Source organism: Actinomycetospora sp. 2LY8.5 (genome assembly GCF_057180585.1).
In genome coordinates, this window is sequence record NZ_JBXUHE010000044.1 from 1 (window position 1) to 24158 (window position 24158).

The 24158-nt window shown below is 73.5% G+C and carries 24 protein-coding genes; 13 read left to right on the plus strand and 11 right to left on the minus strand.

Annotation, left to right across the window (positions count from 1 at the left end; all coding sequences use genetic code 11):
• Positions 1-113: 113 nt before the first annotated feature.
• On the plus strand, positions 114-1730 hold the full coding sequence (locus AC2A1K_RS30115) for a PEP-utilizing enzyme (protein WP_483900034.1): 1617 nt from the start codon (positions 114-116) through the stop codon (positions 1728-1730).
• A gap of 26 nt (positions 1731-1756) precedes the next feature.
• Positions 1757-2869, plus strand: a complete 1113-nt coding sequence (locus AC2A1K_RS30120) for a PEP/pyruvate-binding domain-containing protein (RefSeq protein ID WP_483900035.1) — start codon at positions 1757-1759, stop codon at positions 2867-2869.
• 258 nt (positions 2870-3127) lie between these two features.
• Here AC2A1K_RS30120 and AC2A1K_RS30125 read toward each other — a convergent pair whose 3' ends face one another.
• The 3 genes from AC2A1K_RS30125 to AC2A1K_RS30135 are packed head-to-tail and all read right to left on the minus strand — an operon-like array spanning position 3128 to position 5762.
• A complete protein-coding gene (locus tag AC2A1K_RS30125) occupies positions 3128-3898 on the minus strand; it encodes an IclR family transcriptional regulator (protein ID WP_483900036.1) in 771 nt (256 codons plus the stop codon).
• An 11-nt stretch (positions 3899-3909) separates the two neighbouring features.
• On the minus strand, positions 3910-4527 hold the full coding sequence (locus AC2A1K_RS30130; RefSeq protein ID WP_483900037.1) for a carboxymuconolactone decarboxylase family protein: 618 nt from the start codon (positions 4525-4527) through the stop codon (positions 3910-3912).
• On the minus strand, positions 4524-5762 hold the full coding sequence (locus tag AC2A1K_RS30135; RefSeq protein ID WP_483900080.1) for an MFS transporter: 1239 nt from the start codon (positions 5760-5762) through the stop codon (positions 4524-4526). Before AC2A1K_RS30135 ends, AC2A1K_RS30130 begins: the two co-directional genes overlap by 4 nt.
• Positions 5763-5903: 141 nt before the next feature.
• Between AC2A1K_RS30135 and AC2A1K_RS30140 the strand changes: the two genes are divergently transcribed.
• From AC2A1K_RS30140 to AC2A1K_RS30150, 3 genes are all read left to right on the plus strand, one after another.
• Entirely contained in the window at positions 5904-6881 is a 978-nt protein-coding gene (locus AC2A1K_RS30140) for a GlxA family transcriptional regulator (RefSeq protein ID WP_483900038.1), read from the plus strand.
• 128 nt (positions 6882-7009) lie between these two features.
• Positions 7010-8359, plus strand: coding sequence for a Rieske 2Fe-2S domain-containing protein (locus tag AC2A1K_RS30145; RefSeq protein WP_483900039.1), 1350 nt, complete (start codon positions 7010-7012; stop codon positions 8357-8359).
• An 11-nt stretch (positions 8360-8370) separates the two neighbouring features.
• Positions 8371-8610: a hypothetical protein gene (locus AC2A1K_RS30150; RefSeq protein ID WP_483900040.1), complete on the plus strand. Its 240-nt coding sequence runs from the start codon at positions 8371-8373 to the stop codon at positions 8608-8610.
• 19 nt (positions 8611-8629) lie between these two features.
• Here AC2A1K_RS30150 and AC2A1K_RS30155 read toward each other — a convergent pair whose 3' ends face one another.
• The 7 genes from AC2A1K_RS30155 to AC2A1K_RS30185 form a co-directional block, all read right to left on the minus strand.
• The gene (locus tag AC2A1K_RS30155) at positions 8630-9460 is read right to left on the minus strand and encodes a proprotein convertase P-domain-containing protein (RefSeq protein ID WP_483900041.1); all 831 of its coding nucleotides are present in this window, start codon (positions 9458-9460) and stop codon (positions 8630-8632) included.
• 91 nt (positions 9461-9551) lie between these two features.
• Entirely contained in the window at positions 9552-9893 is a 342-nt protein-coding gene (locus AC2A1K_RS30160; protein WP_483900042.1) for a Rieske (2Fe-2S) protein, read from the minus strand.
• Entirely contained in the window at positions 9890-10093 is a 204-nt protein-coding gene (locus AC2A1K_RS30165; protein ID WP_483900043.1) for a 2-hydroxymuconate tautomerase, read from the minus strand. Before AC2A1K_RS30165 ends, AC2A1K_RS30160 begins: the two co-directional genes overlap by 4 nt.
• Before the next feature lie 55 nt (positions 10094-10148).
• On the minus strand, positions 10149-10916 hold the full coding sequence (locus AC2A1K_RS30170; protein WP_483900044.1) for a 2-keto-4-pentenoate hydratase: 768 nt from the start codon (positions 10914-10916) through the stop codon (positions 10149-10151).
• A 49-nt stretch (positions 10917-10965) separates the two neighbouring features.
• Entirely contained in the window at positions 10966-11769 is an 804-nt protein-coding gene (locus AC2A1K_RS30175; protein WP_483900045.1) for a 2-keto-4-pentenoate hydratase, read from the minus strand.
• A complete protein-coding gene (locus AC2A1K_RS30180) occupies positions 11770-12561 on the minus strand; it encodes an IclR family transcriptional regulator (protein WP_483900046.1) in 792 nt (263 codons plus the stop codon).
• Entirely contained in the window at positions 12558-13247 is a 690-nt protein-coding gene (locus tag AC2A1K_RS30185; RefSeq protein ID WP_483900047.1) for a hypothetical protein, read from the minus strand. Before AC2A1K_RS30185 ends, AC2A1K_RS30180 begins: the two co-directional genes overlap by 4 nt.
• Positions 13248-13373: 126 nt before the next feature.
• Here AC2A1K_RS30185 and AC2A1K_RS30190 point away from each other — a divergent pair, with 126 nt between their 5' ends.
• The 8 genes from AC2A1K_RS30190 (at position 13374) to AC2A1K_RS30225 (ending at position 23585) form a co-directional block, all read left to right on the plus strand.
• A complete protein-coding gene (locus AC2A1K_RS30190) occupies positions 13374-14288 on the plus strand; it encodes a catechol 2,3-dioxygenase (protein ID WP_483900048.1) in 915 nt (304 codons plus the stop codon).
• A 14-nt stretch (positions 14289-14302) separates the two neighbouring features.
• Positions 14303-15241 (plus strand): catechol 2,3-dioxygenase, encoded by a 939-nt coding sequence (locus AC2A1K_RS30195; protein WP_483900049.1) that lies wholly within the window; start codon positions 14303-14305, stop codon positions 15239-15241.
• Between the two features lie 13 nt (positions 15242-15254).
• Positions 15255-16331 carry a histidine phosphatase family protein gene (locus AC2A1K_RS30200; protein WP_483900050.1) on the plus strand — a complete coding sequence of 359 codons (1077 nt, stop codon included), beginning with the start codon at positions 15255-15257 and terminating at the stop codon, positions 16329-16331.
• Between the two features lie 4 nt (positions 16332-16335).
• Positions 16336-17154: an IclR family transcriptional regulator gene (locus AC2A1K_RS30205; RefSeq protein WP_483900051.1), complete on the plus strand. Its 819-nt coding sequence runs from the start codon at positions 16336-16338 to the stop codon at positions 17152-17154.
• Between the two features lie 135 nt (positions 17155-17289).
• The gene (locus tag AC2A1K_RS30210; protein WP_483900052.1) at positions 17290-18456 is read left to right on the plus strand and encodes a cobalamin-independent methionine synthase II family protein; all 1167 of its coding nucleotides are present in this window, start codon (positions 17290-17292) and stop codon (positions 18454-18456) included.
• A 270-nt stretch (positions 18457-18726) separates the two neighbouring features.
• Entirely contained in the window at positions 18727-21885 is a 3159-nt protein-coding gene (locus AC2A1K_RS30215; protein WP_483900053.1) for a helix-turn-helix transcriptional regulator, read from the plus strand.
• The gene (locus tag AC2A1K_RS30220) at positions 21878-22636 is read left to right on the plus strand and encodes a DUF5995 family protein (protein WP_483900054.1); all 759 of its coding nucleotides are present in this window, start codon (positions 21878-21880) and stop codon (positions 22634-22636) included. The genes AC2A1K_RS30215 and AC2A1K_RS30220 overlap by 8 nt, the downstream gene beginning before the upstream one ends.
• A 79-nt stretch (positions 22637-22715) precedes the next feature.
• A complete protein-coding gene (locus tag AC2A1K_RS30225) occupies positions 22716-23585 on the plus strand; it encodes an RluA family pseudouridine synthase (RefSeq protein ID WP_483900081.1) in 870 nt (289 codons plus the stop codon).
• 144 nt (positions 23586-23729) lie between these two features.
• Here AC2A1K_RS30225 and AC2A1K_RS30230 read toward each other — a convergent pair whose 3' ends face one another.
• Complete coding sequence (locus AC2A1K_RS30230) at positions 23730-23885, minus strand: hypothetical protein (protein ID WP_274192176.1); 156 nt, start codon at positions 23883-23885, stop codon at positions 23730-23732.
• Between the last annotated feature and the right edge of the window lie 273 nt (positions 23886-24158).

The window sequence follows — 24158 nt, forward strand, 5'->3', positions numbered from 1 at the left end:
GGCGGCGTCGTCCAAGGCTGGAAACCAGCCCTCGGCGCCCTCGCGCTGGCCTACCCCGACCGCATCGGCCCCTACCTCACCTGACCACCGACAGATCAACTTACACAGACAGATTGACAGGCTCCGCGGCGACGCTCTGGAGCGGGGACGGCTACTGCTGGGGCACCCAGCACGCCGCCGAGGCGCTGCCGCTGCCTCCCGGCCGCGGCGTCACCGCGCGCTTCGCCGGCACCCACCTCTACGGCTGCGCCCTGCCCGAGACCGACCCCCGCGAGATCGGCGCCCGCGCCAACCGCATCGCGACGAACCTGCCGCACTTCCTGGCGAACTACCGCTCGATCTGGGAGAGCGGCCGCGACGAGCTGGAGGCGACCTGGCAGTACTTCCGTGGGGTCGACTTCGCCGGCACGCCGGATCTGAGCGACCTGTTGGGTCAGGGCCGCCGCTACCACAAGCGCGCCATGGAGATCCACTTCGGCGTCATGTACCCGATGCTGGCGAACTTCCTCGGGTTCTACGGCGCCTGCGCCGACATGGGGATCAACCCCAACGAGATCGGCAAGTTCCTCCAGGGCGAGGACACCAAGATCATGGAGACCGACCGGGAGCTCGACAAGCTCGCCGGCCGGGCACGGCAGATGGGTCTCGCCGACGTCTTCGACACCCACGAGCCCCACGAGCTGCGCGAGGCCCTCGGGCGCCACGGCGGGACCGCGTCGCAGTGGCTCACCGAGTTCGACGACTTCCTGCAGGTGTACGGCTGGCGCGCCGAGGCGACCTGCGACGTCGGCGTCCCGAGCTGGATCGAGGACAACTCGATCGCCCTGGGCCTGGTCAAGACCTTCCTCAAGCGCCCCGAGGACCACGACTTCGAGGCCGCGGCCCGCAACGCGGTCGCCGAGCGCGACGAGGCGATCGACAACGCCCGGTCGGGCCTGACCCGCGAGGAGCAGGCGGTCTTCGACGCCGGCCTCCAGTCCAACCAGGCCGCGAACTTCCCCTGGTGGCAGGACGACCACAACTACTACATCGACCTCAAGGTCATGCTCCCGCTGCGGTGGGGGTGCCAGGAGCTGGCGCGGCGGGAGGACGCCGACCACAAGGACGACATGCTCTACCTGTTCTGGCCGGAGCTCCTCGACGTCGCGAGCGGGCGCCGTCCCTACGCGGGCGAGCTGAAGAGCCTCGTGGGCGAGCGCCGCCAGTACTTCGACCACTGGTTCGCGAAGCGCAACGAGATGCCGAAGGTGCTCGGAACCATCCCCGAGGCCGTCGAGGACCCGATTCTCATCGAGATCTTCGGTCTCAACCCGCAGTCGATCAAGGCCGTGCAGAACCCGGACGCCGCGAAGCAGACCGTGATGTCCGGTGTCGCGGCCGCCAAGGGCACGGCGCGGGGCATCGCCCGCGTGCTGCAGTCGTCCGACGAGCTGCACCGACTCGAGCCCGGCTCGATCCTCGTCTGCGAGTCGACGTCGCCGAACTGGACTCCCGCGTTCGGCAAGATCGCTGGCGCCGTCTGCGACGGGGGCGGCATGCTGTCCCACGCGGCGATCGTCGGTCGTGAGTACGGCGTTCCGACGGTCACCGCGGTCGGCGTCGCGACGCTGTCGATCACCGACGGCGACGAGATCGAGGTCGACGGCACCAACGGCACCGTCACGATCGTCACGAAGGCCACCACCAGCCCGGACACCGCCGCCGAGACGCCCGCGGGGGTCGCCGGGTGACCGCCGCTCCGGAGCTGAGGATGAGCGTGACCGACCCCGTCGAGCCCACCACCACGCACAGCTGTGACGCCGTCGTCTGGATCGACGAGGTCGACCCGCAGCGGGCCGTTGCCGCCGGCGGCTCGAAGATGGGACGGCTCGCCGAGCTGCTGGCCTCGGGCGTGGAGGTCCCGCGGGGCTTCGCGGTCACCGTCGACGCCTACGCCCGGCACTGCCGCGAGTCGGGTCTCGACGAGCGCATCGACGCGGTGATCAGGCGGCTCGGCCCGTCCCCCGGCGAGGCCGAGATCGAGGCGGCGTCCACCGAGATCCGGGCGATGTTCACCGAGACGCCCGTCGGCGCGGGTCTCACGGCCCGGCTCACCGAGGCCTACGAGGAACTCTGCCTGCGCTGCGTCGAGGTCAACGTGCCGGTCGCGGTGCGCTCGTCGGCCACCGGGGAGGACGCCGCCGACGCGTCGTTCGCGGGCATCTTCGACACCTATCTCGGGGTGTCGGGGATCGAGAGGGTCCTCGACGCCGTCCGCAACTGCTGGGGCTCGCTGTTCACCGCCCGCGCGCTCGCCTACCGGCTGCGCAAGGGCATCAGCCACCACGCGATGCCGATCGCCGTCGGCGTCATCGAGCTGATCCACGCCCGCGCGTCGGGCGTGGCGTTCTCGGTCCACCCGGTCACCGGCAAGACCGACCGGATCGTCGTCGAGACCAGCTGGGGCTGGGGCGAGGCGATCGTCCAGGGCCTCGTCGACCCCGACCACGTCGAGATCGGCAAGGCCGACGGTCGGGTGCTGAAGTACGACGTCGCGCACAAGCGGATCGTGTCGGCGTTCGACTTCGCGGTCGGCGCGGTCACCGAGATCGACATGCCCGCGAAGCTCGCGGACCGGCAGGTCCTCGACGACGAACAGATCGGCGCGATCGCGTCGGCCGTGCGCGCCATCGAGGAGCACTACGGCCACCCAGTGGACGTGGAGTGGGTGATCAGCCGCCACCGCCGCGCGGGCGACCCCGTCTGCATCGTCCAGACCCGCCCCGTGACGGTGACGGCGGCGCCGCAGGAGGCCGCCCCGGCGGCGTACGACCCGGTGGCGCTGGCCCAGAGGTACCTGTTCTCGGGCAAGCCGATCCCGGGGCGCTAGCCGGTCCCATCCCCGGCCTCGTCGGCACGAGGGCGATGCGGTCGGGGAAGCCGCCGTCCGGCGATCGGACGGAGGCCCCACCATCAGCGCTCCCACGGCCCTGCGCGGGCGGACGGCGGCCTGGTGACCGCGGGCATGGTCCTCGCCGACATGGTCCTCGCCGACATGGTCCTCGCCGACATGGTCGTCGCGGACACGGTCGTCGCGGTCGCGGTGCTCGGGCTCGTCGCCTGCGTGAGCCTGCTGCGCCGGCAGCCGCTACGTCAGCGCCAGCCGCCGGCTGATCACGTCGGCGGTGTCGGTGACGAGCGTCGTGTAGCGCCGCATGGTGGGCGCGCCCGCACGCGTGACCGGGACGGCGACGCTCACCGCCGCGACCGCCTCGCCCGCGCCGTCGCGGACGAGCGCCCCGACCGAGACGACGCCCAGCCGGCTCTCCTCGCGGTTGTCGGCCCAGCCGCGCTCGGCGATCTCCCGCAGCCGCCGGCGCAGCGTCGCCGGGTCGGTGATCGAGTGCGGGGTGGGCCGCTCCGGGCGCCACGTCGCGAGACGGGCGTCGAGCTCCGCGGGCGGCAGGGCCGCCAGCAGGACCTTGCCCGTGCTCGTCGTGGTCGCCGGCAGGCGTGTCCCGACCCGCGCGAAGATCCGGACGGTGTGCGGGCTCTCGAGGCGCTCGACGTACACCGAGTCCATCCCGTCGAGCACGGCGAGCTGCACGGTCTCCCCCGTGGCGTGGCGCAGGCCGGCCATCGCGGGCATCGCCGCCTCGTGCAGGCCGACGTGCGGGGCGACGCTCGCCCCGAGCTCGTGCACCGCCAGACCCAGTCGGTAGGTGCCGCCGGGCCCGCGCTCGAGGAGACGTTCGTCGGCGAGCGTCGCGAGCAGCCGGTGCACCGTGCTCGTCCCCAGCGCGAGGCGGCGGGCGAGCTCGGCGACCCCGAGCTCGCGATCGGTGACCGAGAACTCCTTGAGCAGCCGCGCCGCGTTGCGCACCGAGCTCAGCTGCCAGCTCGGGCGCTCCACCACCACGAGAGCGGAACCTAGTCCGGAATCGGCGGCGCCGGGATCTCGAACGCGTTGAGCAGCGCCGAGGTCGCGAGGTACATGCCGACGAGGTGGACCAGGTCGAGCACGCCGTCGCGGCCGAAGGTCTCCTCGGCGGTCGTGTAGGTCTCCGGCGCGACGCGGTGGGTGCGCACGAGCTCGTCGGTGAACCGGTGGGCGGCGAGCTCGTCGGGCGCGAAGCCCTCGGTCGACCCCTCGCGCAGGCCCGCGATCACCGTCTCGGACAGCCCGACCGAGCGGGCCACGGCGACGTGGGCGTAGATCTCGTAGTCGGCCTGCCACGCGACGCCGACGGTGAGGATGACGACCTCCCGGATCGGCGCCGAGAGCGAGGACCCGCGCTGGTCGGCGACCACCCAGCGGTTGAACGCCCGCGCCGGCTCGGGGCGCAGGACGAAGGGGTTGAAAGGGCCGATCATCCCGCCCCGGTCGTCGGTCGACGCGAAGCCGGAGCGCTCCGCCCAGGCCCCGGCGTTCTCGAGGAGCTTCTGGCGGGCGGCGCGCTGGTCCTCGTCGAGGTCGAGCGACTCGTTGCGCGGGAGGCGCCCGCCCCAGTCGCGGTCGTCGGCGCCGGGGTGCTCGGTGATCGTCACCCGGCCGACGTTAACCCCACCGGGATGCGTGCCGCGCGACGGATCGCCACCGAGAGCCACGCGGCGACCACGCACAGTGCGCCCGCCGCCCACCAGGCGCCGTCGTACGCACCCGTGAGGTCCCGGATCAGGCCGGCGCCGACGGCCGCGATCGCCGACCCCACCTGGTGCGCCGCGAAGACCCAGCCGAAGACGATCGGCGCCCGCGAGCCGAAGTGCTCTCGGCACAGCGCCACGGTCGGCGGCACCGTCGCGACCCAGTCGAGCCCGTAGAACACGACGAACGCCCACAGCGGCGGCGCAGCGGTCGGCGCGAGCAGGAACGGCAGGACCATGAGGGACGCGCCGCGCAGCAGGTAGTAGACGGCGAGCAGCTTGCGCGGGTCGACGCGGTCGGTCAGGTAGCCCGACGCGATCGTGCCCGCGACGTCGAACACGCCGACCACCGCGAGCAGCCCCGCCGCGGTGGTCGCGGGCATGCCGTGGTCGTGCGCGGCGGGGACGAAGTGGGTGTTGAGCAGGCCGACCGTGGTCGCGCCGCAGATCGCGAACCCGCCCGCGAGCAGCCAGAACGTGCTCGTGCGCGCGGCGCCGAGCAGCACCGTGACGGTGCGCCTCGCCGCGCCGGACGTCACGACCTCCTCGGGCTCGGCCTCGCCTGGTGGGGCCCCGTGGGCGACCGTGCCGACGTCCGAGGGCCGGTCGCGCAGCAGGACCAGGACCAGCGGGACGACGACGAGCGCCCCCGCCGCGACCATCAGCGAGGCGAACCGCCAGCCCACCGACCCCGCGAGCGAGGCCATCAGCGGCAGGAACACCAGCCCGCCGGCCGCCTGGGCCGCGGTGAGGACGCCCGAGACGAGCCCGCGGCGCGCGACGAACCAGCGCCCGACCACCGTCGCGACGAACGCCAGGGCCATCGACCCGGTCCCGACCCCGACGAGCACGCCCCAGAGCAGGACCAGCTGCCAGGCCGCGGTCATGAACACCGTGAGTCCGCTGCCGGCCGCCACGAGCAGCAGCGCGCTCGAGACGACGCGCCGCATCCCGAAGCGCTCCATCAGCGCCGCCGCGAACGGCGACATCACACCGTAGAGCAGGAGGTTCAGCGACACCGCCGAGGAGATCGTCGCCGTCGACCAGCCGAACTCGCCGTGCAGCGGCTCGACGAACACCCCGGGCGCGGACCGGAAGCCCGACGCACCGAGCAGCGTCACGAATGCGGTCGCGGCCACGGCCCAGGGCCAGACGGAGGGGCGGGCCCCGGATGTCGTGGGCGTGGCGTCAGGCCGCGTCTCGGTCACGGGGGCACAGCCTGACCAACCGCTCGGCGCGAGACCAGTGGCCGGAACGCCACATCATGCAAGAATCCGGCCATGAGGGGTCGTCACGTCATCGCCGTCCTCGCCCTCCCCGAGGTCGTCGGCTTCGACCTGCCGATCCCGTCCCAGGTCTTCGGGAGCGCCGAGGGCCCGGACGGCCCGCTCTACGACGTGCGCGTCTGCGGCGTGGCCGACCGCGTCCCGTCCACCGCCGGCTTCTCCCTCCTGCTCGAGCACGGGCTCGAGGCGCTCGCGGCGGCCGACACGGTGATCGTGCCCGGGACCCACTACGTGCCCGCCCGCCGCGACGGCGTCCTGCCCGACGACCTGCTCGCGGCGCTCGACACCGTGCCCGCCCACGCCCGCTGGCTGTCGATCTGCACGGGCGCGTTCGTCCTGGCCGCGGCGGGTCGCCTGGACGGGCGGCGCGTCGCCACCCACTGGGCCCGGGCCGCCGACCTGCGCCGCCTGCACCCCCACCTCGAGGTCGACGAGTCGGTCCTGTTCGTCGACGACGGCGACGTCGCGACCTCGGCGGGTCTCGCCGCCGGCCTCGACCTCTGCCTGCACGTGCTGCGTGGCGACCACGGCGCCGAGATCGCCAACGCCGTCGCTCGCCACCTCGTCGTCGCCCCCTGGCGCGACGGCGGGCAGGCGCAGTTCATCGACCACCCACTGCCCGCGGCCGGCGCCGGCGCGACGGGCGCGGTGCGGGCGTGGGCGGTCGAGCACCTGGACGAGGACATCGACGTCGCGGCCCTCGCGGCGCGCGCATCGATGAGCGTCCGCACCTTCACCCGTCGCTTCCGCGCCGAGACCGGAACCTCACCGCACGCGTGGCTGGTGGCCCAGCGGGTCGCCCGCGCGCGACGCCTGCTCGAGGGCAGCGACCTGCCGGTCGACCGCGTCGCCACCGCCGCAGGGCTGGGAACGGCGGCCTCGCTGCGGGCCCATCTCGCCGACGAGGTGGGCCTGTCGCCGCTCGCCTACCGGCGCCGCTTCCGGGTGCCTTCGGCATGGGAGCAGAACTGAGTGCTCCAGCACGCGTTCCTGTTCCCGTGCGCGCAGCGCACATCCCGCGGAGAGGGACGCTGGTCTTCTCCGTCGCCCCGCGACTGCTTAGCGTCGTGGTCACCGCCACACCCCCGGGGAGGACGCACGTGCTGACCGCCGAGCAGAACGAGGAACTCACCGCCGTCGAGGCCGGCACGCCGATGGGCGAGGTGCTGCGTCGCTACTGGTACCCCGTCGCGTTCGCCCGCGAGCTCACGGAGTTCCCGGTCAAGCGCGTCGAACTGCTCGGCGAGTTCTTCGCGCTGTGGCGCACGCCGTCCGGGAAGTACGGGATCATTCCCGAGCCGTGCCCGCACCGGAAGGCGTCGATGGCCTACGGCGTCGTCGAGGGCGACGGGCTGCGGTGCCCGTACCACGGCTGGAAGTTCGACACCGACGGCGCGTGCACCGACCAGCCCGCGGAGAGGGCGAACACCAACTTCCAGGAACGGGTGCGCGCCACCGCCGGGACGGTCGAGGAGCTCGGCGGGCTCGTCTGGGCCTACATCGGGCCGGACCCGGCGCCGCTGCTGCCGCGCTTCGACGTCTACGTGATGGACGGCTACCGCGACATCGGCTGGGCGGACCTCCCCTGCAACTACGTGCAGGTCATGGAGAACGCCGTCGACCCGCACCACGTCGAGCACCTGCACGGCCGCTACTTCGAGTTCGTCGGCCGCCACGAGGGCTTCGAGGCCCCGGCGTCGTTCGGCAAGAAGCACCAGCGCATCGGCTTCGACGCCTTCGAGTGGGGCATCATCAAGCGCCGCGTGCTCTCCGGGGCGAGCGAGGACAACGACGACTGGAAGGTCGGGCACCCGCTCGTCTTCCCGTACAACATGCGCGTCGGGGGCGGCGGCATCCACCAGATGCAGATCCGCGTGCCGATCAACCGCACGACCACGCGGTTCATGCTCTACACGGTGCATGCGCCGGAGGGCTACGAGCCGGTCGAGCAGTCGTCCGTGCCGGACTACGAGATCCCGGTGTTCGACGACCGTGGGAACCACGTCGTCAACTACGTCGAGGGCCAGGACATCATGGCCTGGGTGACGCAGGGCCCGATCACCGACCGCACCACCGAGCACCTCGGGCGCTCGGACATCGGCGTCTCGCTGCTGCGCAAGATGTTCCGCCAGTCGATGCAGGCCGTCGCGAAGGGCGAGGACCCGCTGGGCACCGTCCGCGAGCCGCACGAGCGCATCGACCTGCCCTGCGAGAAGGACAAGTTCCACGCGGGCGGCGCCGAGTTCGCGATCGACTTCTGCACCATGGGCTCGACGCGCTACTCGCCCGCACTCGAGACGATCAAGCAGGTCCACCTCTCGGCGGCGGCGCGGGTCGAGGCGGACAAGGAGGCCGGACGCCCGTCGTTCACCCCGGTCGGCGGCATCGGCACCGCGACCCTCGCCCCCGACACCTCGGCGCAGGTGGACTCGGGGCTGATCCCGCGGTGAGACTCTCCGCCGTGACGGTTCCCGACGGCTCGCCCGGCGCGAAGATCGACCGGCGCTTCGCCGCGGACGTCGAGGCCCACCGCCGCGACGCACCTCGCTTCTGCCCGGCATGCGCCCGCGACCTGGGGCTCGCGAACGAGTTCTGGGAGGGCGACGCGCGCCGGTTCTACTGCTGGTGCGCCACCTGTGGATGGACCGGCGAGGTCACGACCACCGGCGACACGGCGATCGGTCACGAGCCGGAGCACTAGCCGGGAGCACAGGCCGGCGTCACCGCTCGACCGTGATCCTCCAGCTGTCGAGCGTGCCGCGGTCGATCGCGACGCCGTCGGCGACCGTCAGCGTCCACGGGCCGGAGACCTGCTGCCCGACGAGCGGGGCGAGCGGGCCGCCCTGGTTGCTGTCGAGCGTCAGGGCCAGGCCCGGGCGGTTGCGGTCGCACTGGTCGAGGTCGGAGAGCACGGCCGTCGCGCCCTGCGGCGAGCGCAGGGTGACGACGAGGTCGCACACGTACGGGTGGCTGATCGTGACGTTGACCTGGAGCGCCGACACCGTGCCCGAGCTGTCGAGAGTGATCGTGTCGGTGATGCCGGCCGGGTTGGCGTCGGGGATCGGCACCGACCGCACGGATTCGCCCTCCACCGCGCCGGCACCGAAGGTCACGAGCAGCACGACCACCGCGATCACCGCGACGATCAGGGCCGCCCCGCCGCCGAGGAGCCACGGCAGGGCCTTGTTCTTCTTCGGCGGCGGCTGCTGCCAGCCGTACCCGCCGTACGGGCCGTAGGGCTGCTGGCCGTAGGGCTGCTGTCCGTACGGCTGCTGGCCGTACGGCTGCTGTCCGTAGCCCTGCGGCGGGTAGCCGGGCTGACCGTAGGGCTGGCCGTACGGCTGCTGGCCGTAGGGCTGCTGCGCGTAGGGCGGCTGCCCGTATCCCGGCAGGGAGGGGTCGCCGGTCTGACCCCCGTAGTACGGCTGGGGCCCGGAGGACGCCTGCCCGTACGGGTCCGCGGTCGGCCCGTACTGCGTGGGCTGGGAGCCGAACGACTCCGGGCGGTCGGGGTCACCGGAGCCGGAGCCACCGCCGAAGGGGGAGGACACGCGCGGCAACTTACCTCCCACGCGGCGTCGTCAGGTCCCGCCTCGCGAGATCGTCGCGACCCGTGCGCAGGACCCGGACGAACCGGGCGCACTACTCGCGCGCGTGCGCGCGCAGGCGCTCGGACCACGACAGCTCCCGGGGCGGATCGCCGACGTCGGCGTAGGTGACCCCGTCGATCTCGCGCACCTGGTGCACGCCGAGCACGTGCTGCGGCGAGGTCGTGCACTCCCCCGTGTCGAGGTCGAACCGGTACCAGTGCCAGGGGCAGACGATCGTGTTCCCCTCCCGCACCCAGCCCTGCTCGAGCGGGCCCCGGTTGTGGGGGCAGGCGGCGTCGACGACGCGCAGGCCGTCGGGCACCGCGAGCACGACGAAGCGCCGACCGTCGTCGCTCGTGACGATGCCCGGCGCGTCGACGCGCACGAGCGTCATCGCTTCCCGGCCGCCCGCAGCGCGGCCAGCGACTCCCCGCCCACGAACCAGTGCTCCGGTTCGCACTCGGTGACGACGACGCGCACGTTCTCGGCGGGCGCGCCGACCGCCTTGGTCACGGCGGCGGTGACCTCCTCGCCGAGCGCGGCGAGCTGCTCGGGGCTGCGACCCCGGGCGAGGGTGATCTGCACCAGCGGCATGTCAGGGCCTCCGATCGTTGTGAGCACTTTCCGGGCCTATAGGCCCGGAAAGTGCTCACGTGCAGGCGAGCTCGACCGTCCCGAGGCGGTCGATGGTCACGGTGACGACGTCGCCGGGGGCGACGGGGGTGGCGGCGGTGAGGCCGCCGGAGAGGACGACCTCGCCGGCCGCGAGGCCCTCGCCCGTGGCGGCGAGGCGCCGCACGAGCCAGGCCACGGCCGCGGCGGGGTGCCCGAGCGACGCGGCGCCCGACGCCGTCGCGACCAGCTCGCCGTTCTTCTCCAGCAGCACGCCGACCAGCCGGACGTCGACGCCCGCCGCGGGCACCGGGGAACCGACGACGAAGCGGGCGGCCGAGGTGTTGTCGGCGACGACGTCGGCCATGGTGAAGCGGTAGTCGCGGAACCGGGAATCGAGGATCTCGATGCCGACGGCGAGCCCCGACGTCGCGGACAGGACGTCGGCCGCCGTGACGTGCGCGCCGGCGAGATCCCGCCCGAGGACGAACACGATCTCCGGTTCGGCGCGCGGCTGGATCAGCTCGCCGGTGCGCAGCGGCTCCCCGAGGTCGAGCGCGCCGGTGCCGGGCAGGAACCCGCAGACCGGGTCGGACACCCCGACCTGCGCCTGCTTGGCCCGCGAGGTCACCCCGAGCTTCCAGCCCACCCGCGGGCCGGCCCGCTCGCGCAGCACGCGCTGCACCGCGTAGCCGGTCTCCAGATCGAGGTCCGAGACGTCGTCGGTCAGCGGCTCGATCGCGGTGCGCTCGGTGACGGCCTTGGTCAGCCGGTCGGCCAGCTCCTGAACGTCGGCAGTGGTCATGGTCCAGCTCCCCCTCCCGGCGTGCGCCCCGTGACGCGTCGTGCCCACATCAGGACTCCTTCACCCGGATCGTCACCGGCCCGAGCCGGTCGAACTCGGCGCGGAACACGTCGCCCGCCGCCAGCGGGACCGCCGCGTGCAGCGCCCCGGTCATGATCATGTGGCCGGGCTCGAGCGCCACCCCGGCCTCGCCGAGGACGTTCGCCAGCCAGGCCACGACCGCCAGCGGGTCGCCGAGCGCCGCCGCGCCCGCTCCGGTGTCGACGAGCTCGCCGCCCCGCGTGAACGTCATACCGATCAGACGGGTGTCGAGGCCCGCGAGGGGCACGAGCCGCGAGGACACCGCGACCGCGCCGTTGGACGCGAGGTCGGCGACGGTGTCGGCGAGCTTGATCCGCCAGTCGGCGATGCGGGAGTCGACGATCTCCATCGCCGCCGCCACCCCGGCCACCGCCGGCGCCACGTCGGTGGGCCCGATCCCCGGTCCCTGCAGCCGCGAGCCGAGCACGAACACGATCTCGGCCTCGACCTTGGGCTGGATGAAGCGGTCCAGCGCGATCGCGTCGCCGTCGCGGTAGACCGTCGACGCGAGCACCGGGCCGTAGTCCGGGGTGTCGATCCCGATCATCTTCTGCATCGCCGCCGAGGTGACGCCGACCTTGTGCCCGACGACCCGGTCGCCGTCGGCGAGCAGCAACGGCACGAGCTCCTGCTGGATCGCGTAGCCGTCGGCCATGTCGAGGTCGGGCTCGGTGTCGGTGAACGGCGCGATCGGCACGCGCGTGCGCCGCGCCTCGTACAGCGCCCGCGCCTTGGCCTTCACTGGATCTACCGGGGGGTCGGTGACGGCCACTCAGCTCTCCTTCTCGAGTAGCGGCGCCTCTTCGGACCAGCCGAGCCGGCGGGACACGGCCTCGCCCGCCTCGACGACAGCGCGGGCCAGCCGCTTGCGGGGCATCGCGCGGAAACGGCTGACCGGCGCGCCGATGCCGATCGCGGCGACGACGACGCCGCGCGCGTCGCGGATCGGGGCGGCGAGCGACGCGACGCCGACCTCGCGCTCGTCGACCGCGTCGGCCCAGCCCCGGGCGCGCACGGTGACCAGGGCGCGACGCAGCTCGTCGGGATCGGACAGCGTGTGCGGCGTGTGGCGGGTCAGCGTCGCGGTGGCCAGGTAACGCTCGCGGACGTGCTCGGGCGCGAACGCCAGCAGCACCTTGCCCGAGCTCGTGCAGTGCACCGGCACCCGGCGCCCGGTCTCGGTGAACAGCCGCAGCGCATGGCTCGACTCGAGCCGGTCGACGTAGACGACGTCGTGGCCGTCGAGCATCCCGACCTGCGCGGACTCGCCGGTCTCCTCGCGCAGGTGGGCGAGCACGGAACCGGCGGCGGCGTGCAGGTCCATGTGCACGCGCACAGCCTCGCCCAGCTCGAAGACGACCAGCCCGAGGCGGTAGCCGCCGGTGCGCGGGTCCTGCTCGACGAGCCCCTCGGCGGCGAGGGTGGTGAGCAGCCGGTGCACGGCGCTCTTGCCCAGGTCGAGACGGCGGGCCAGCTCGGAGACGCCGAGCGACTCCTCGCGAGTGAGGAACGCCTTGAGCAGCCGGGCGGCGTTGGTGACCGTCTGCAGCGGCGCGTCGGTCACGCCGGCTCCTGCGTGAACGCCTCGAGCAGCACCTTCCGCACCGCATTCGGGTCCGGGGTCGCACCGGGCTTCAACGCCGCGTCGACGGCCTCGCCGACCGCGGTGTCGTACGGGCGGATCGCGCGGGCGAGCAGGATCTGGGCACGGGCGAGCCCCGCGACCGCGGCGCCTTCCATCTCGTCGACCAGCGCCTCGCGGCCCCGGGCCCGGTCGCGCAGGCGCTCGAAGTCGCGCGCCGCGGCCGAGTGGGCGCTCGCCAGCCCCGAGCCGACGTGCCCGGCGTGGTGCGGCGAGAGACCGGAGCCGGGCTGGGTGACCACGTGGTAGACGACCGTCGAGATACCGAGCGCGCCGCGCACCTTGTCCGACGCCGGCCCCTCCGACTCGTCGATGAGCCCCAGCGCGGGCACGACCACCGGGTCGTAGAAGCGCACGACCCACTCGAGGCCGCCGGCCGAGCCGGGCAGCTCGACCTCCTGGCCGCGCGTCGGACCGAGGCCCTCGGTGGTGGCGAGGATGTGCAGGTTGCGCGCGCCGACCGCGGCGACGGTGACGCGCCCCGCCGCGACCAGCGGCAACCGCCCCTGCACCGCCGGCGGGAACGTCTCGGCCTGCTGGAGATAGGCGCGGTGGATGCCCTCGACGTAACCGGCGACCGCGCGGCGCATGGCCATCGGGTCCGCCACGTCGACCCCTCTCGTCAAGTCCCCGCGTTCCGGAAATCGGAACATACTGTCTTCCTTCCGGAACGCTAGGACGGTTAGCGTCGCGGCGTCAAGGTAAGCCGGCACGCCCGGGAAAGGGCACCTCGCATGGGAATCCTCCGCCTGGCCCACGTCGACGTCCGCACGCCCGACCTCGATCTGTCGGCGGCGTACTACACCGAGGTGATGGGGCTCCAACAGGTCCAGCGCACCGACGACTGCGTCTACCTCAAGTGCTGGGACGAGGAGGACCACCACTCGCTGCGGATGCGCTACAACCCGCGCACCGGGATGGACTCGTTCACCTTCCGCGTCGAGGAGGAGGACGACCTCCACGAGCTGGAGAAGAAGGTCGAGGCCTACGGCTGTCCCACCTCGCGCGTCAGCCGCGGCGAGGCGGTCGGCCAGGGCGAGTCGCTGCGCTTCGAGGTCCCGTCGGGCCAGATCATGGAGCTGGTCTGGGACATCGAGAAGACCGGCAACCTGCTCGGCAAGACCAACCCGTCGCCGGTCCCGCCGCCCGACCTGCCCGGCATTGCGCCACCGCGCATGGACCACATGCTGGTCAACGCAGAGGAGGTCGCGGAGTCCGCGGCGTTCTTCATCGACGTGCTCGGGATGCGCATGACCGAGCAGGTCCTCGACGGCAACGGCCACCAGCTCGGCGTATGGCTCGCCGGCAACACCCGTTCCCCGCACGACATCGCCATCGTCAACGGCCCCAACGGCGCCCTGCACCACTGGGCCTACTGGCTCGACGACTGGGACCACATCCGCAAGGCCGCGGACACGCTGGCCTTCAACGGGGTGCAGATCGACCAGGGCCCGACGCGCCACGGTGTCACCCGCGGCAACACCATCTACTTCTTCGACCCGCTCGGGATCCGCAACGAAGTCTTCACCGGCGGCTACTGGGTCGACCCCGACACCGAGATCCTCACCTGGACCGAGGACAACTTCGGCAAGGGCCTCTTCTACTACGAGAACGTCGTCAGCCAGCGGTTCCTGCGGATGCACACGTAAGGGGATTGCCGACCGTGGCCACCACCTCAGACCGGATCATCCGGCTGCAGCACGTCGAGGTCCGGGTCCCCGACCTGGAGCTCGCCACCGCCTACTACACCGAGGTCCTCGGCCTCGTGGAGACCGCGCGCGACGAGCGCGACGGTGCTGCGCGCGTGTTCCTCAAGTGCTGGGACGAGCGCGAGCACCACTCGGTGATCCTGCGCGAGGCCCCCACCTACGGCCTCGACCACATGTCGTTCAAGCTCAACGAGCCCGAAGACCTCGACCACTTCACGACGAAGCTCGAGGCCGCCGGCGTGGGGGTCAAGCGCTTCGCGGCCCGCGAGCTGGGCCCGGGCTGGGGCGAGGCGATCCGCTTCGACGCCCCGTCGGGCCACCTCGTCGAGCTCACCCACGGCACCGAGCGGATCGGCAACATGCTGCCGAAGACCAACCCGCCGCCGCGTCCGCAGGACCTCATCGGGATCGCGCCGCCGCGCCTGGACCACCTGTTCGTCATGGCCGAGGACGTCGAGGCCTTCACGGCGTTCTTCACCGAGCTGCTCGAGTTCCGGCTCACCGAGCAGATCCTCGCCAACGACGGCCACCAGCTCGCGACGTTCCTCGAGCACTCGCACACCCCGCACGACATCGCCGTGATCACCGGGCCGAACGGGGCGCTGCACCACTTCGCGTTCTGGATGGACGACTGGAACGGCATCCGCGAGGCGGCCGACGCGCTCGCGTACCACGGCGTGACGATCGACGTGGCTCCCACGCGCCACGGCGTCACCCGCGGGTACACGACGTACTTCTTCGACCCGGCCGGCAACCGCAACGAGCTCTTCACCGGCGGCTACTGGGTCGACCCGGACTTCGAGCCGATCACCTGGACCGAGGAGGAGATGGGGCGCGCCATCTTCTACTACCACCGCCAGGTCAACGAGCGCTTCTTCACGGTGCACTCGTGATCGGGGGCGGCTGGTGACCACCGACAACCGCACCGACCCGCGCTCGGTCCACCGCTACGAGGCCCCGGACTACCTGTCCCGCTACCGCTCGCGCCGCGGGACCGAGAGGCCCGCCGAGGACACGGCTCCGCCGGAGACCAGCCAGAACACCGACCAGGCAAGCACGCCCCTCTACCTGCGACGCTTCCGCGAGCGCGGGTCGGCTCCCGCCGACACCGGGACCGTCGAGTACGAGGGCAGGACCTTCACGCCCGCGCTGGCCGAGGCGAGCCGCGGCAAGGAGGTCGCCGCGCCGGTGGAGCGCCGCGCCTCCGAGAGGATCGTCTGCGAGATCTCGATCATCCGGCACGGCATCACCCAGGGCTACTCCACCGACGCCGGCCTGACGCCGATGGGCGGCTGGCAGGCCCACCGCCGCGGGCACGAGCTCGCGCGCCGCTTCGACCACGGCGACAGGGTGCGGCTGGTGTGTGCCGACACCAACCGCGCCCGCCAGACCGCCGACCAGCTCTACAACGGCGTCACCGACGGCCTGCAGATGTGGGGCATCGACGCCGAGATCACCGAGAAGGAGCCGATCCCGGAGCTGCGCAACTTCGGGGTCTGGACCCCCGACGGGCTGCGCGACGTCACCTCGGCGTTCCGGCAGTACCAGGCCACCAACGAGACCCTCGAGCGCCTCGCCGTCGGCGACCGCCCCCGCTGGCTCGTCGAGATCGACCGCTTCTACCGCACGCAGCTGGGCGGGGCGGACCCGATCCAGGAGTGGCTCACGATCCCGATGATGTACTTCGAGCCGCCGGCGATGTGCGTGCGCCGGTTCTGGCGCGGGTTCCACCGGCTGATCACCGAGTCGACCCGACCCGACGGCACGCTGACCCACCGCCGCATCCTCGCCGCGACCCACTCCGGGCCGATGCGCGCGTTCGCCACCTGGGCGCACGGCTACGACCCCGGCGAGCCGCTGAACACCGAGGAGATCCGGGTCAAGGTGCGCGAGGGCGCGCAGAGCGCGTTCGTCTCCTACCGCAACCGGGTGACCGAGGTGAACGTGCCGCCGCCCGACGAGTTCCCACAATGGGAGGCCTGAGTCCATGACGGTCCTGTCCCTCCCCCCGCTGGACCTCGACGACGCCGTCGGCCCGGCCGAGGACGACTCCCCGCTGCGCTCGGTCTCGACCGCGGTCTCGGTGCTCGACTGCTTCGCCGACGAGGCCGAGCTGGGTGCCACGCGCGTCGCCGCCCGCCTCGGCATCGCCAAGAGCACCGCGTGCCGGATGCTGGCGGCCCTGGCCACCGGCGGGCTGCTCGAGCGCACCGGCTCGGGCCGCTACCGCCTGGGCCTGCGCCTGTTCGAGTACGGGCAGCTCGCCGTCGACCGCCTCATGCTGCGCGACGTCGCCCTGCCCGCGATGGGCGAGCTGCGCGAGCTGCTGCGCGAGACGATCCAGCTCGGCGTCAGCGTCGGTACCGACGTGCTCTACGTCGAGCGGGCCGAGTCGGCGGCCATGAACGTCCGCTTCCGCAGCGAGCACCGCCGCAACCCGGCGCACTCGTCGAGCGCGGGCCGCGTGCTCGCCGCCGCGGATCCGGCCCTGATCACGGCGATCCTCGAGCGCGGGCTGCGGCGCTACACCCCGTTCACGGTCGTCGACCCGCTGCGCTACCGCCAGATCCTCGCGATCACCCGCGAGCAGGGCTACGCGACCTCCCGCGAGGAGTTCGAGCCCGGCTGGTCGTCGGTCGCCGCGCCGATCACGCTCACCCGCGGCGGGCGCCCGCACCCGGTCGCCGCGCTGTCGGTGGTCGGGCCGACCTCGCGCGTTCTCGGACCCCGGAAGCCGGCGGTCGTCCAGGGTGTGCGCCGGGTGGCGGCCCGGATCTCCGCGGACCTGGAGCGTGCCCGGGGCTGACCCGTCACGAGGCGAACGCCGCGACCTCGGTGTGCCGCACGCCGCCGTCGGGCATCCGCACCACCGACGCGCCCCGTTCGCCCCACCGGAACAGGTCAGGTACGGCCCCGCGACCCCGCTCCTACCGTCAGGTCCATGCAGCGCAGCACCGACCGCGTCCTGACGACCCACGTCGGCAGCCTCGCCCGTCCCGAGGCCCTGCTCGACACGATGCGGGAGAAGGAGCACGGCGGTCCCTACGACGCCGACCTCTTCGCCCGGCAGGTGACCGAGGCCGTCGCCGACGTCGTCGCGCGCCAGCGCGAGACCGGCATCGACGTCGTCACCGACGGCGAGATGGGCAAGGTCAGCTTCGCGACCTACGTCCAGCGCCGGCTCGACGGCTTCTCCCCCGACTCGGGCGAGCGCCTCCTGCCGCCGTCCTGGCAGGTCGAGATCGACGCGTTCCCGGCGTACTACGAGGGCTACCTGGGCAAGTACACCAAGACGGTCGCGCCGATGCAGACCGTCGCCTGCGTCGGACCGGTGAGCTACACCGGCCAGGACGAGCTGCAGACCGACCTCGCCAACCTGCAGAAGGCGATCGCCGGCGTCTCCGGGGTGGTCGAGGCGTTCATGCCCTCCACCTCGCCTCGCGGGTTCGGGCGCAACGAGTACTACGCGACCGACCGCGAGTACTACGAGGCCGTCGGGGAGGCGCTGCGCGAGGAGTACCTGGCGATCGTCGACGCCGGCTTCCTGCTCCAGATCGACGACCCCTGGCTGATCGAGATCCTCTCCGACCCGACCCTCGAGCCCGCCGAACGCGACCGCACCGCCCGCGAGCACGCCGAGATCGTCAACCACAGCCTGCGCGGCATCCCGACCGAGAGGATCCGCCTGCACACCTGCTACGGGCTCAACCACGGGCCGCGCATCCACGACATCGGCATGGGCGAGGTCGCGCCGTACATGATCGCGATGCGCGCCGGCGGCTACTCGTTCGAGGTCGCCAACCCGCGCCACATGCACGAGTGGAGGATCTGGGAGGACTCCCGGTTGAGGAAGGCGCTGCCCGAGGGTTCGGTCCTGATCCCCGGCCTGCTCGGGCACGCGCAGAACTACGTGGAGCACCCGGAGCTGATCGCCGACATGATCGGCTGGTACGCGTCGTGCGTCGGCCGCGAGAACGTCATCGCGGGCGCCGACTGCGGGTTCTCGTCGCGGGCGAGCTACTCCCCCGAGGTGCATCCGAGCGTGGTGTGGGAGAAGTTCCGGGCGCTGTCGGCGGGCGCGCGGATCGCCACGCAACGGCTCTGGTAGCTCGGAAAAGGGGAGACGGGTGTCCCGGGCGTCCCCCCGGGCGCCAGCAGACCCCGCCTCCCCCTCCCGTCGCGCGCCCGGCCACATGACCCGGGCGAGCGCGAGGACGTCCGAGCGACCCCCTCCGGTCCCCCGACGACCGTCGTCCCGCCCTCATGACGAAGCGTCTCGACATCGGTCCAGCCGGCACATCAGAAGAAATGACTAGGACGACAGTGGCGTGCTGACGCCGCTGGACGCCGCCGATCGCGCGCGCCTAGCGTCGTCGCCGTGGCAGGTCAGGGGGCGGACCAGGGGGGTGGTGCGGGCACGGCCGCCGGCCCGCCGTCCTGGCGCGCCGCCGACGCCGCCGTCCTCACGCGGTGCTGGGAGCGCGCCCGGACCTCGGGCGCGCTGACCGTCGTCCTCACCGGCGACGCCGGGGCGGGGAAGACGCGGCTGGTGCGCGGGCTGGCCGAGCGCGTCGAGGCCGACGGCGGCGTGGTCGTCAGCGGCACCGCGGTCGACGTCGGCGAGCAGCTGCCTCTCTGGCCGGTCGCCACCGGGCTGCGCCGTCTGCTGCGTGCGGCCGACGAGCCCACGCCGGCCGTCCTCGCGGCGCGCACCGCCCTCGCGCCCTGGCGCGACGAGCTCGCCCCGCTGCTCGACCCGGGTCCCGGCGCGACGCCCCCGTCGGGCGGACACCTGCTCGAACTGGTCCGCCGGGTGCTGGTCACGCTGGCCGGCGAGGCGCCCGTGCTCGTCGTCGTCGACGACCTGCACTGGGCCGACCGCACCACCCGCGAGCTCGTGGTGTCGCTCGTCGCGCACCTGACCGACGAGCACATCCTGCTCGTGGCCACCGCCCGCTCCGAGGCGCTCGACGTCACCCATCCCCTGCGCCGCATGCTCCCCGAGCTGACCCGCGACCGGGCCGTGCGGGCCATCGAGCTCGCGCCGCTGCCCCGCGGGCGGATCGAGGACATCGTGCGCGACGCGGGCGGCGACGCCGGCCTGACCGACCTGGTGTGGCGGCGGTCCGCGGGCAACCCGTTCATCGTCGCCGAGACCCTTGCCGCGGTCGCCGACGGCGCCGCCGACGGCCTCTCCCCCGGGCTGCGCGGCCTCGTCCTCGGCCGGCTCTCGGGCCTGCGGCCGCTCGCCCAGACGGTGGTCGCCGCGCTGGCGCTGGGTGAGGAGCCGGTGCCGCACCGGCTGCTCGCGGAGGTGGTGCGCACCGAGCAGGAGCACGACCTGCTCGCCGCGCTGCGCGAGGCGGCCGCGGCGGCGATGGTCGTCGTCGACCCGGAGGTCGAGGGCTACGCGCTGCGCCACGGGCTCATGCGCGACGTCGTCGCCGCGGAGCTGATGCCGGGAGAGCGCCGCGGGCTGCACCGCCGCTACGCCGTCGCCTACGACGCCGTGCTCGGCGCCGGGCCCGAGCTGGCGCTCGACCCGGCGGCGTCGCTGCGCCGGGCGCACCACTGGGCCCGCGCCGACGACCCCGAGAGCGCCCTGCCCGCGGTGGTGCACGCGGCGACCGTCGCCGAGCAGATCCACGAGTTCGGCACGGCGCACCGCCAGTGGATGGCGGCGCTCGCCCTGACGGCCGCGCGCGCGACGCCCCCGTCGGCGCGGGTCCTGCCCGGTCACCGCCCGCCGGCCCTGCCCCCGGCCGCCGGCGACGACCCCGAGGCGGACGTGATGCTCGCCCGCGCCGCCGACACCGCCCAGCTCGCGGGCGAGTACGACGCGGCCGTCGACCTCCTGCGCCGCCTCGTGCCCGACCCGGCCGCGGCGGGGATCGCCGAGCTGCCCGCGGTCGTGCGGCTCGGGCGCTCGCTGCTCGACGCGGGGCGCACGGGCGACGCCGTGGCGGTGCTGCACGACGCCGGGCGCGCCGAGCGCGTCGGCGACGACCCCGCCCTGGCCGCCGTGCACGCCGCCCACGCGGAGGCGCTGCTGATCACCGGCGACGTGCGCGGGGCCAAGCGCGAGGCCGAGCGGGCGCTCGCGGTGTCGCGCCGGCAGGGCGAGCACGCCGAGCAGGCACCGATGCTCGCCACGCTGGGCTCCGCGCTGGCCTACCTCGAGAACTCGGACGCCGGGCTCGCCGCCGTCGCGGACGGCCTCATGATCGCCGAGCGCACGGGCGACGCCGCAGCGGTCGGGCGCGCCTACCAGGCGTGGGCGGATCTCCTGTCCGGACCGCTGGGCGAGCTGCACGAGGGCGTCGAGATCGCACGGCAGGGCGTGGCGCGCATGCGGGACCTCGGGCTGGCGCGCTCGGCCGGGGTCCGGCTGCTCGCGACCACCGCGAACGGCCTGTTCCGCCTCGGGCGCTGGGCGGAGGCGTCGGACGCCGTCGACGAGGCGTGGGCGCTCTCGCCCACCGGGGCCGACGCGCTCGAGGTGCGGCTCGCGCGCTGCCGCCTCCAGGTCGGGCGCGGCGAGTTCGTCGAGGCCGACGAGGATCTCCGCGCGGTCGACCTCCTCGCCCTCGACGGCACCGGCGAGGACCCCGGGGCGCCCGCGCCGGAGGACGGCGCGCCCGCCCCGCCCCGGCGCGGCACGGTGGCCTCGCGCTACCGCGTCCCGCTGCTGACCCTGCGCTCGGGCGTGGAGATGTGGCGTGGGCGTCCGGACCTCGCGCGCACGCTCGTCGCGCGCGGCCTGGAGATCGCCGAGCACACGCCCGACGACGTCTTCCTCGTCGCCCCGCTGGTCTGGCACGGGCTGCGCGCCGAGGCGGAGGCCGCCGCGCGCGGGATGGCCACCGACCGTGCCGCCCGGGAACGGCTCGCCCGGCACACGGTCAACCTGGAGCGACGGGTGCCGAGCACCGTGCCCGCGCTGCGCCGCACCGTGCTCGCCTACGTGACGATGTGCCGCGCCGAGGCCGGGCGCGCCGCCGGCGTCTCGGACCCCGACGCCTGGGCGCAGGTCGCCGAGATGTGGGGCAAGCAGCTCAACCCCTACCCCGCGGCGTACGCGATGCTGCGCCGCGCCGAGGCCCTGCTCGCCTCCGGCACGCGTCGCGGCGAGGCCGCCCGCGCGCTGCGCTCGGCGGCGGAGACCGCGACCGCCCTGGGCGCCGGGCCGTTCCTCGACGAGATCGCCGGGCTCGCCCGCCGGGCCCGGCTCGACGTCGCGCACGCCGGCGAGGCGGCGGTCGCGACCCCGGCGGCCGAGGAGACCACCGCCGCCGCGCGGCGGGCCCCCGAGCTCGCCGCGCTGACGTCCCGCGAGCACGAGGTCCTCGCCGTCCTCGCCGACGGGCTGTCCAACCGCGAGATCGCCCACCGCCTCTACATCAGCGAGCGCACCGTCGCCGTCCACGTGTCCCGGGTGCTCGCCAAGACCGGCACCCGCTCCCGCACCCAGGCCGCGGCCCTGCTCCAGCGTGTCCGCGCGCGTCCCACCGGCCCCGAGCGAGGAACCCGTGTCTGAACGCCAGAGCCTGGTGGACAACCAGGCCCTGCTGAAGCCGCTCGCGGCCCGGCACCCGACCGAGGTGACGGAGGTCGTCGACGTCCTCGGGCGCATCCGCGACGTCGCCGATCGGGTCGAGGGCGACGCGGAGCGCGACGGCATCGCCTGCTTCGCCGACCTCTACCACACGATCACGTCGGACGTCCTCGCCGCGTGGCAGGCCGGGCACCTGTTCCGGACCGGCCGGTTCATCATCGAGCTGGACCTCGCGTTCGCGCAGCGCTACCTCGACGCCCTGCACGCACACCTCGCCCGGCAACGCACACCCGGGTGCTGGGAGCTGACCTTCTCGCGCCGCCAGGAGAAGGACATCGCGCCGTGGCAGTTCGCGGTCGCGGGGGTGAACGCCCACGTGAACTTCGACCTCGCGTTCGCCCTGCTCGACGTGTGGGAGCAGCACCCCGACGACCCGCTCGCCACCACCGACGAGCAGTACGCCGACTACCAGGCGATCAACACGATCTTTCACAACCGCATGGACCAGCTCTGCGAGGACAACGAGGTGCCCTGGACGCGGTGGGGCCCCGACGGCGGCATCCTCGACCGTCTCGGGAACCTCGTCGGCGACGTCCTCGTCGTCGGCACCCGGGACTTCGCCTGGATCCAGGCCGAACGCTGGTGGCGGCACCGCGAGACGCGGGACTACCGGGTCGGGCCCGAGGCCTTCCTCGACGCGTGGGCCACGAAGGCCGCCGAGGTGTTCCTGTAGGGATCCGTAGTCTCGGGCCGTGCCCCGCCGCAGCCCGCCGCTCCCGCCGCGCGACGGGCTCGATCCGGCGCGGGTGCGGATGCCCGACGACGGCCCGTGGGCGACGCTGCGCGATCACCTCGTCGACCGGCTGCCGGTCCCGCCCGGGCGGGTGGACGCGATGCTCGCCGAGGGCCGGATCGTCGACCACGACGGGCCGCTCGGGCCGGACACGCCGTTCGTGCCCCGGTCGGTGATCTGGTTCCACCGCGACCTGCCCGACGAGGCGCCGGTGCCGTTCGAGGTCGACGTCGTCCACCGCGACGACGAGATCGTCGTGGTCGACAAGCCGCACTTCCTCGCGACGATCCCCCGCGGGCGCCACGTCCGCGAGACCGCGCTGGTGCGGCTGCGCCACCGGCTCGGGCTGCCGGCGCTGAGCCCGGCGCACCGGCTGGACCGGGTGACCGCGGGCCTCGTGCTGTTCGTGATCGAACCGGAGCGGCGCGGGACGTACCAGAACCTGTTCCGCGACCGGCGCGTCGCGAAGATCTACGAGGCGGTCGCCCCGCACGACCCGGGGGTGGACCTGCCGCGGGTGGTGCGCAGCCGGATCGTCAAGGAGCGCGGCGTGGTCACGGCGCGGGAGGTGCCGGGCGAGCCGAACGCGGAGACGCGGGTGGAGCTGCTCGAGGCGGACGCCGGCCGGGCGAGGTACCGCCTCACGCCCCACACCGGGCGCACCCACCAGCTGCGCGTGCACATGGCCTCGCTCGGCCTGCCGGTGCTCGGCGACCCGTTCTATCCCGAGGTTCGCGACGTCCCGCTCGACGACTTCCGCGCCCCGCTGCAGCTCCTGGCCCGCGAGCTGGCGTTCCCGGACCCGCGCACGGGCGAGGAGCGGCGATTCACGAGCCGCCGGAGCCTGCAGGCGTGGGACGACCCCCACGGGTGGGCGGCGGGCCCGTGAGAGACACCGAGGGCGGGCACCGGTCCCCGGCCGGGTCCGGGCCCGCCCCGAGTTCCCGTGCCGCGGGTGGCGCCCGGGAACGGAACGGCCCGTCCCCCTCGCCGGGGACGGGCCGCGGTCGTGCGTCTCGGTCGTGCGGAGCGGTCAGAAGTAGGTCTTGCGGCCACCGACACCACGGCCGACAGCGCCCAGGATCGTCAGGACGAGCCCGACGACGGCCAGGATCGCGCCGATCGTGTAGAGGATCGAGATGCCGGTGACGGCTCCGATGATGATCAGGATGACACCGAGAATGATCACTTCGTACTCCTAGTACCGAGGGGCCCTTCGGGGCGGGGCCAGCGTGATACCCGGCGCGATGCGGCAGGAACCCCGGCGTACGGACCATTCCTCACTCACCCGTACAGCCCCGTTCTCCGGCGTGCGAATCCGTTCCCTCGTCGCGGCGTCGCCGAGGGCAGGTATCGATCGGTGAGCGCTCTGCCCCCGAGCGCACCGACTGTTCACTCGTTCGGTCGTTCTGAGACTTCGCTCCGTGAGTGACGTGTGTCGCTGGTCGCCAAACGCTTTGAC

Bases quoted from the DNA above. Each gene is read 5' to 3' on its own strand.
- AC2A1K_RS30160 (WP_483900042.1), bottom strand. From the start codon at position 9,893: ATGACGCTCGTGCGCGTCGACGCGCCGGGCATCGTCACGAGCGACGAC.
- AC2A1K_RS30190 (WP_483900048.1), top strand. From the start codon at position 13,374: ATGGGAATCCTCCGCCTGGCCCACGTCGACGTCCGCACGCCCGACCTC.
- AC2A1K_RS30170 (WP_483900044.1), bottom strand. From the start codon at position 10,916: ATGACCACTGCCGACGTTCAGGAGCTGGCCGACCGGCTGACCAAGGCC.
- AC2A1K_RS30165 (WP_483900043.1), bottom strand. From the start codon at position 10,093: ATGCCGCTGGTGCAGATCACCCTCGCCCGGGGTCGCAGCCCCGAGCAG.
- AC2A1K_RS30225 (WP_483900081.1), top strand. From the start codon at position 22,716: ATGCCCGACGACGGCCCGTGGGCGACGCTGCGCGATCACCTCGTCGAC.
- AC2A1K_RS30210 (WP_483900052.1), top strand. From the start codon at position 17,290: ATGCAGCGCAGCACCGACCGCGTCCTGACGACCCACGTCGGCAGCCTC.
- AC2A1K_RS30140 (WP_483900038.1), top strand. From the start codon at position 5,904: ATGAGGGGTCGTCACGTCATCGCCGTCCTCGCCCTCCCCGAGGTCGTC.
- AC2A1K_RS30205 (WP_483900051.1), top strand. From the start codon at position 16,336: ATGACGGTCCTGTCCCTCCCCCCGCTGGACCTCGACGACGCCGTCGGC.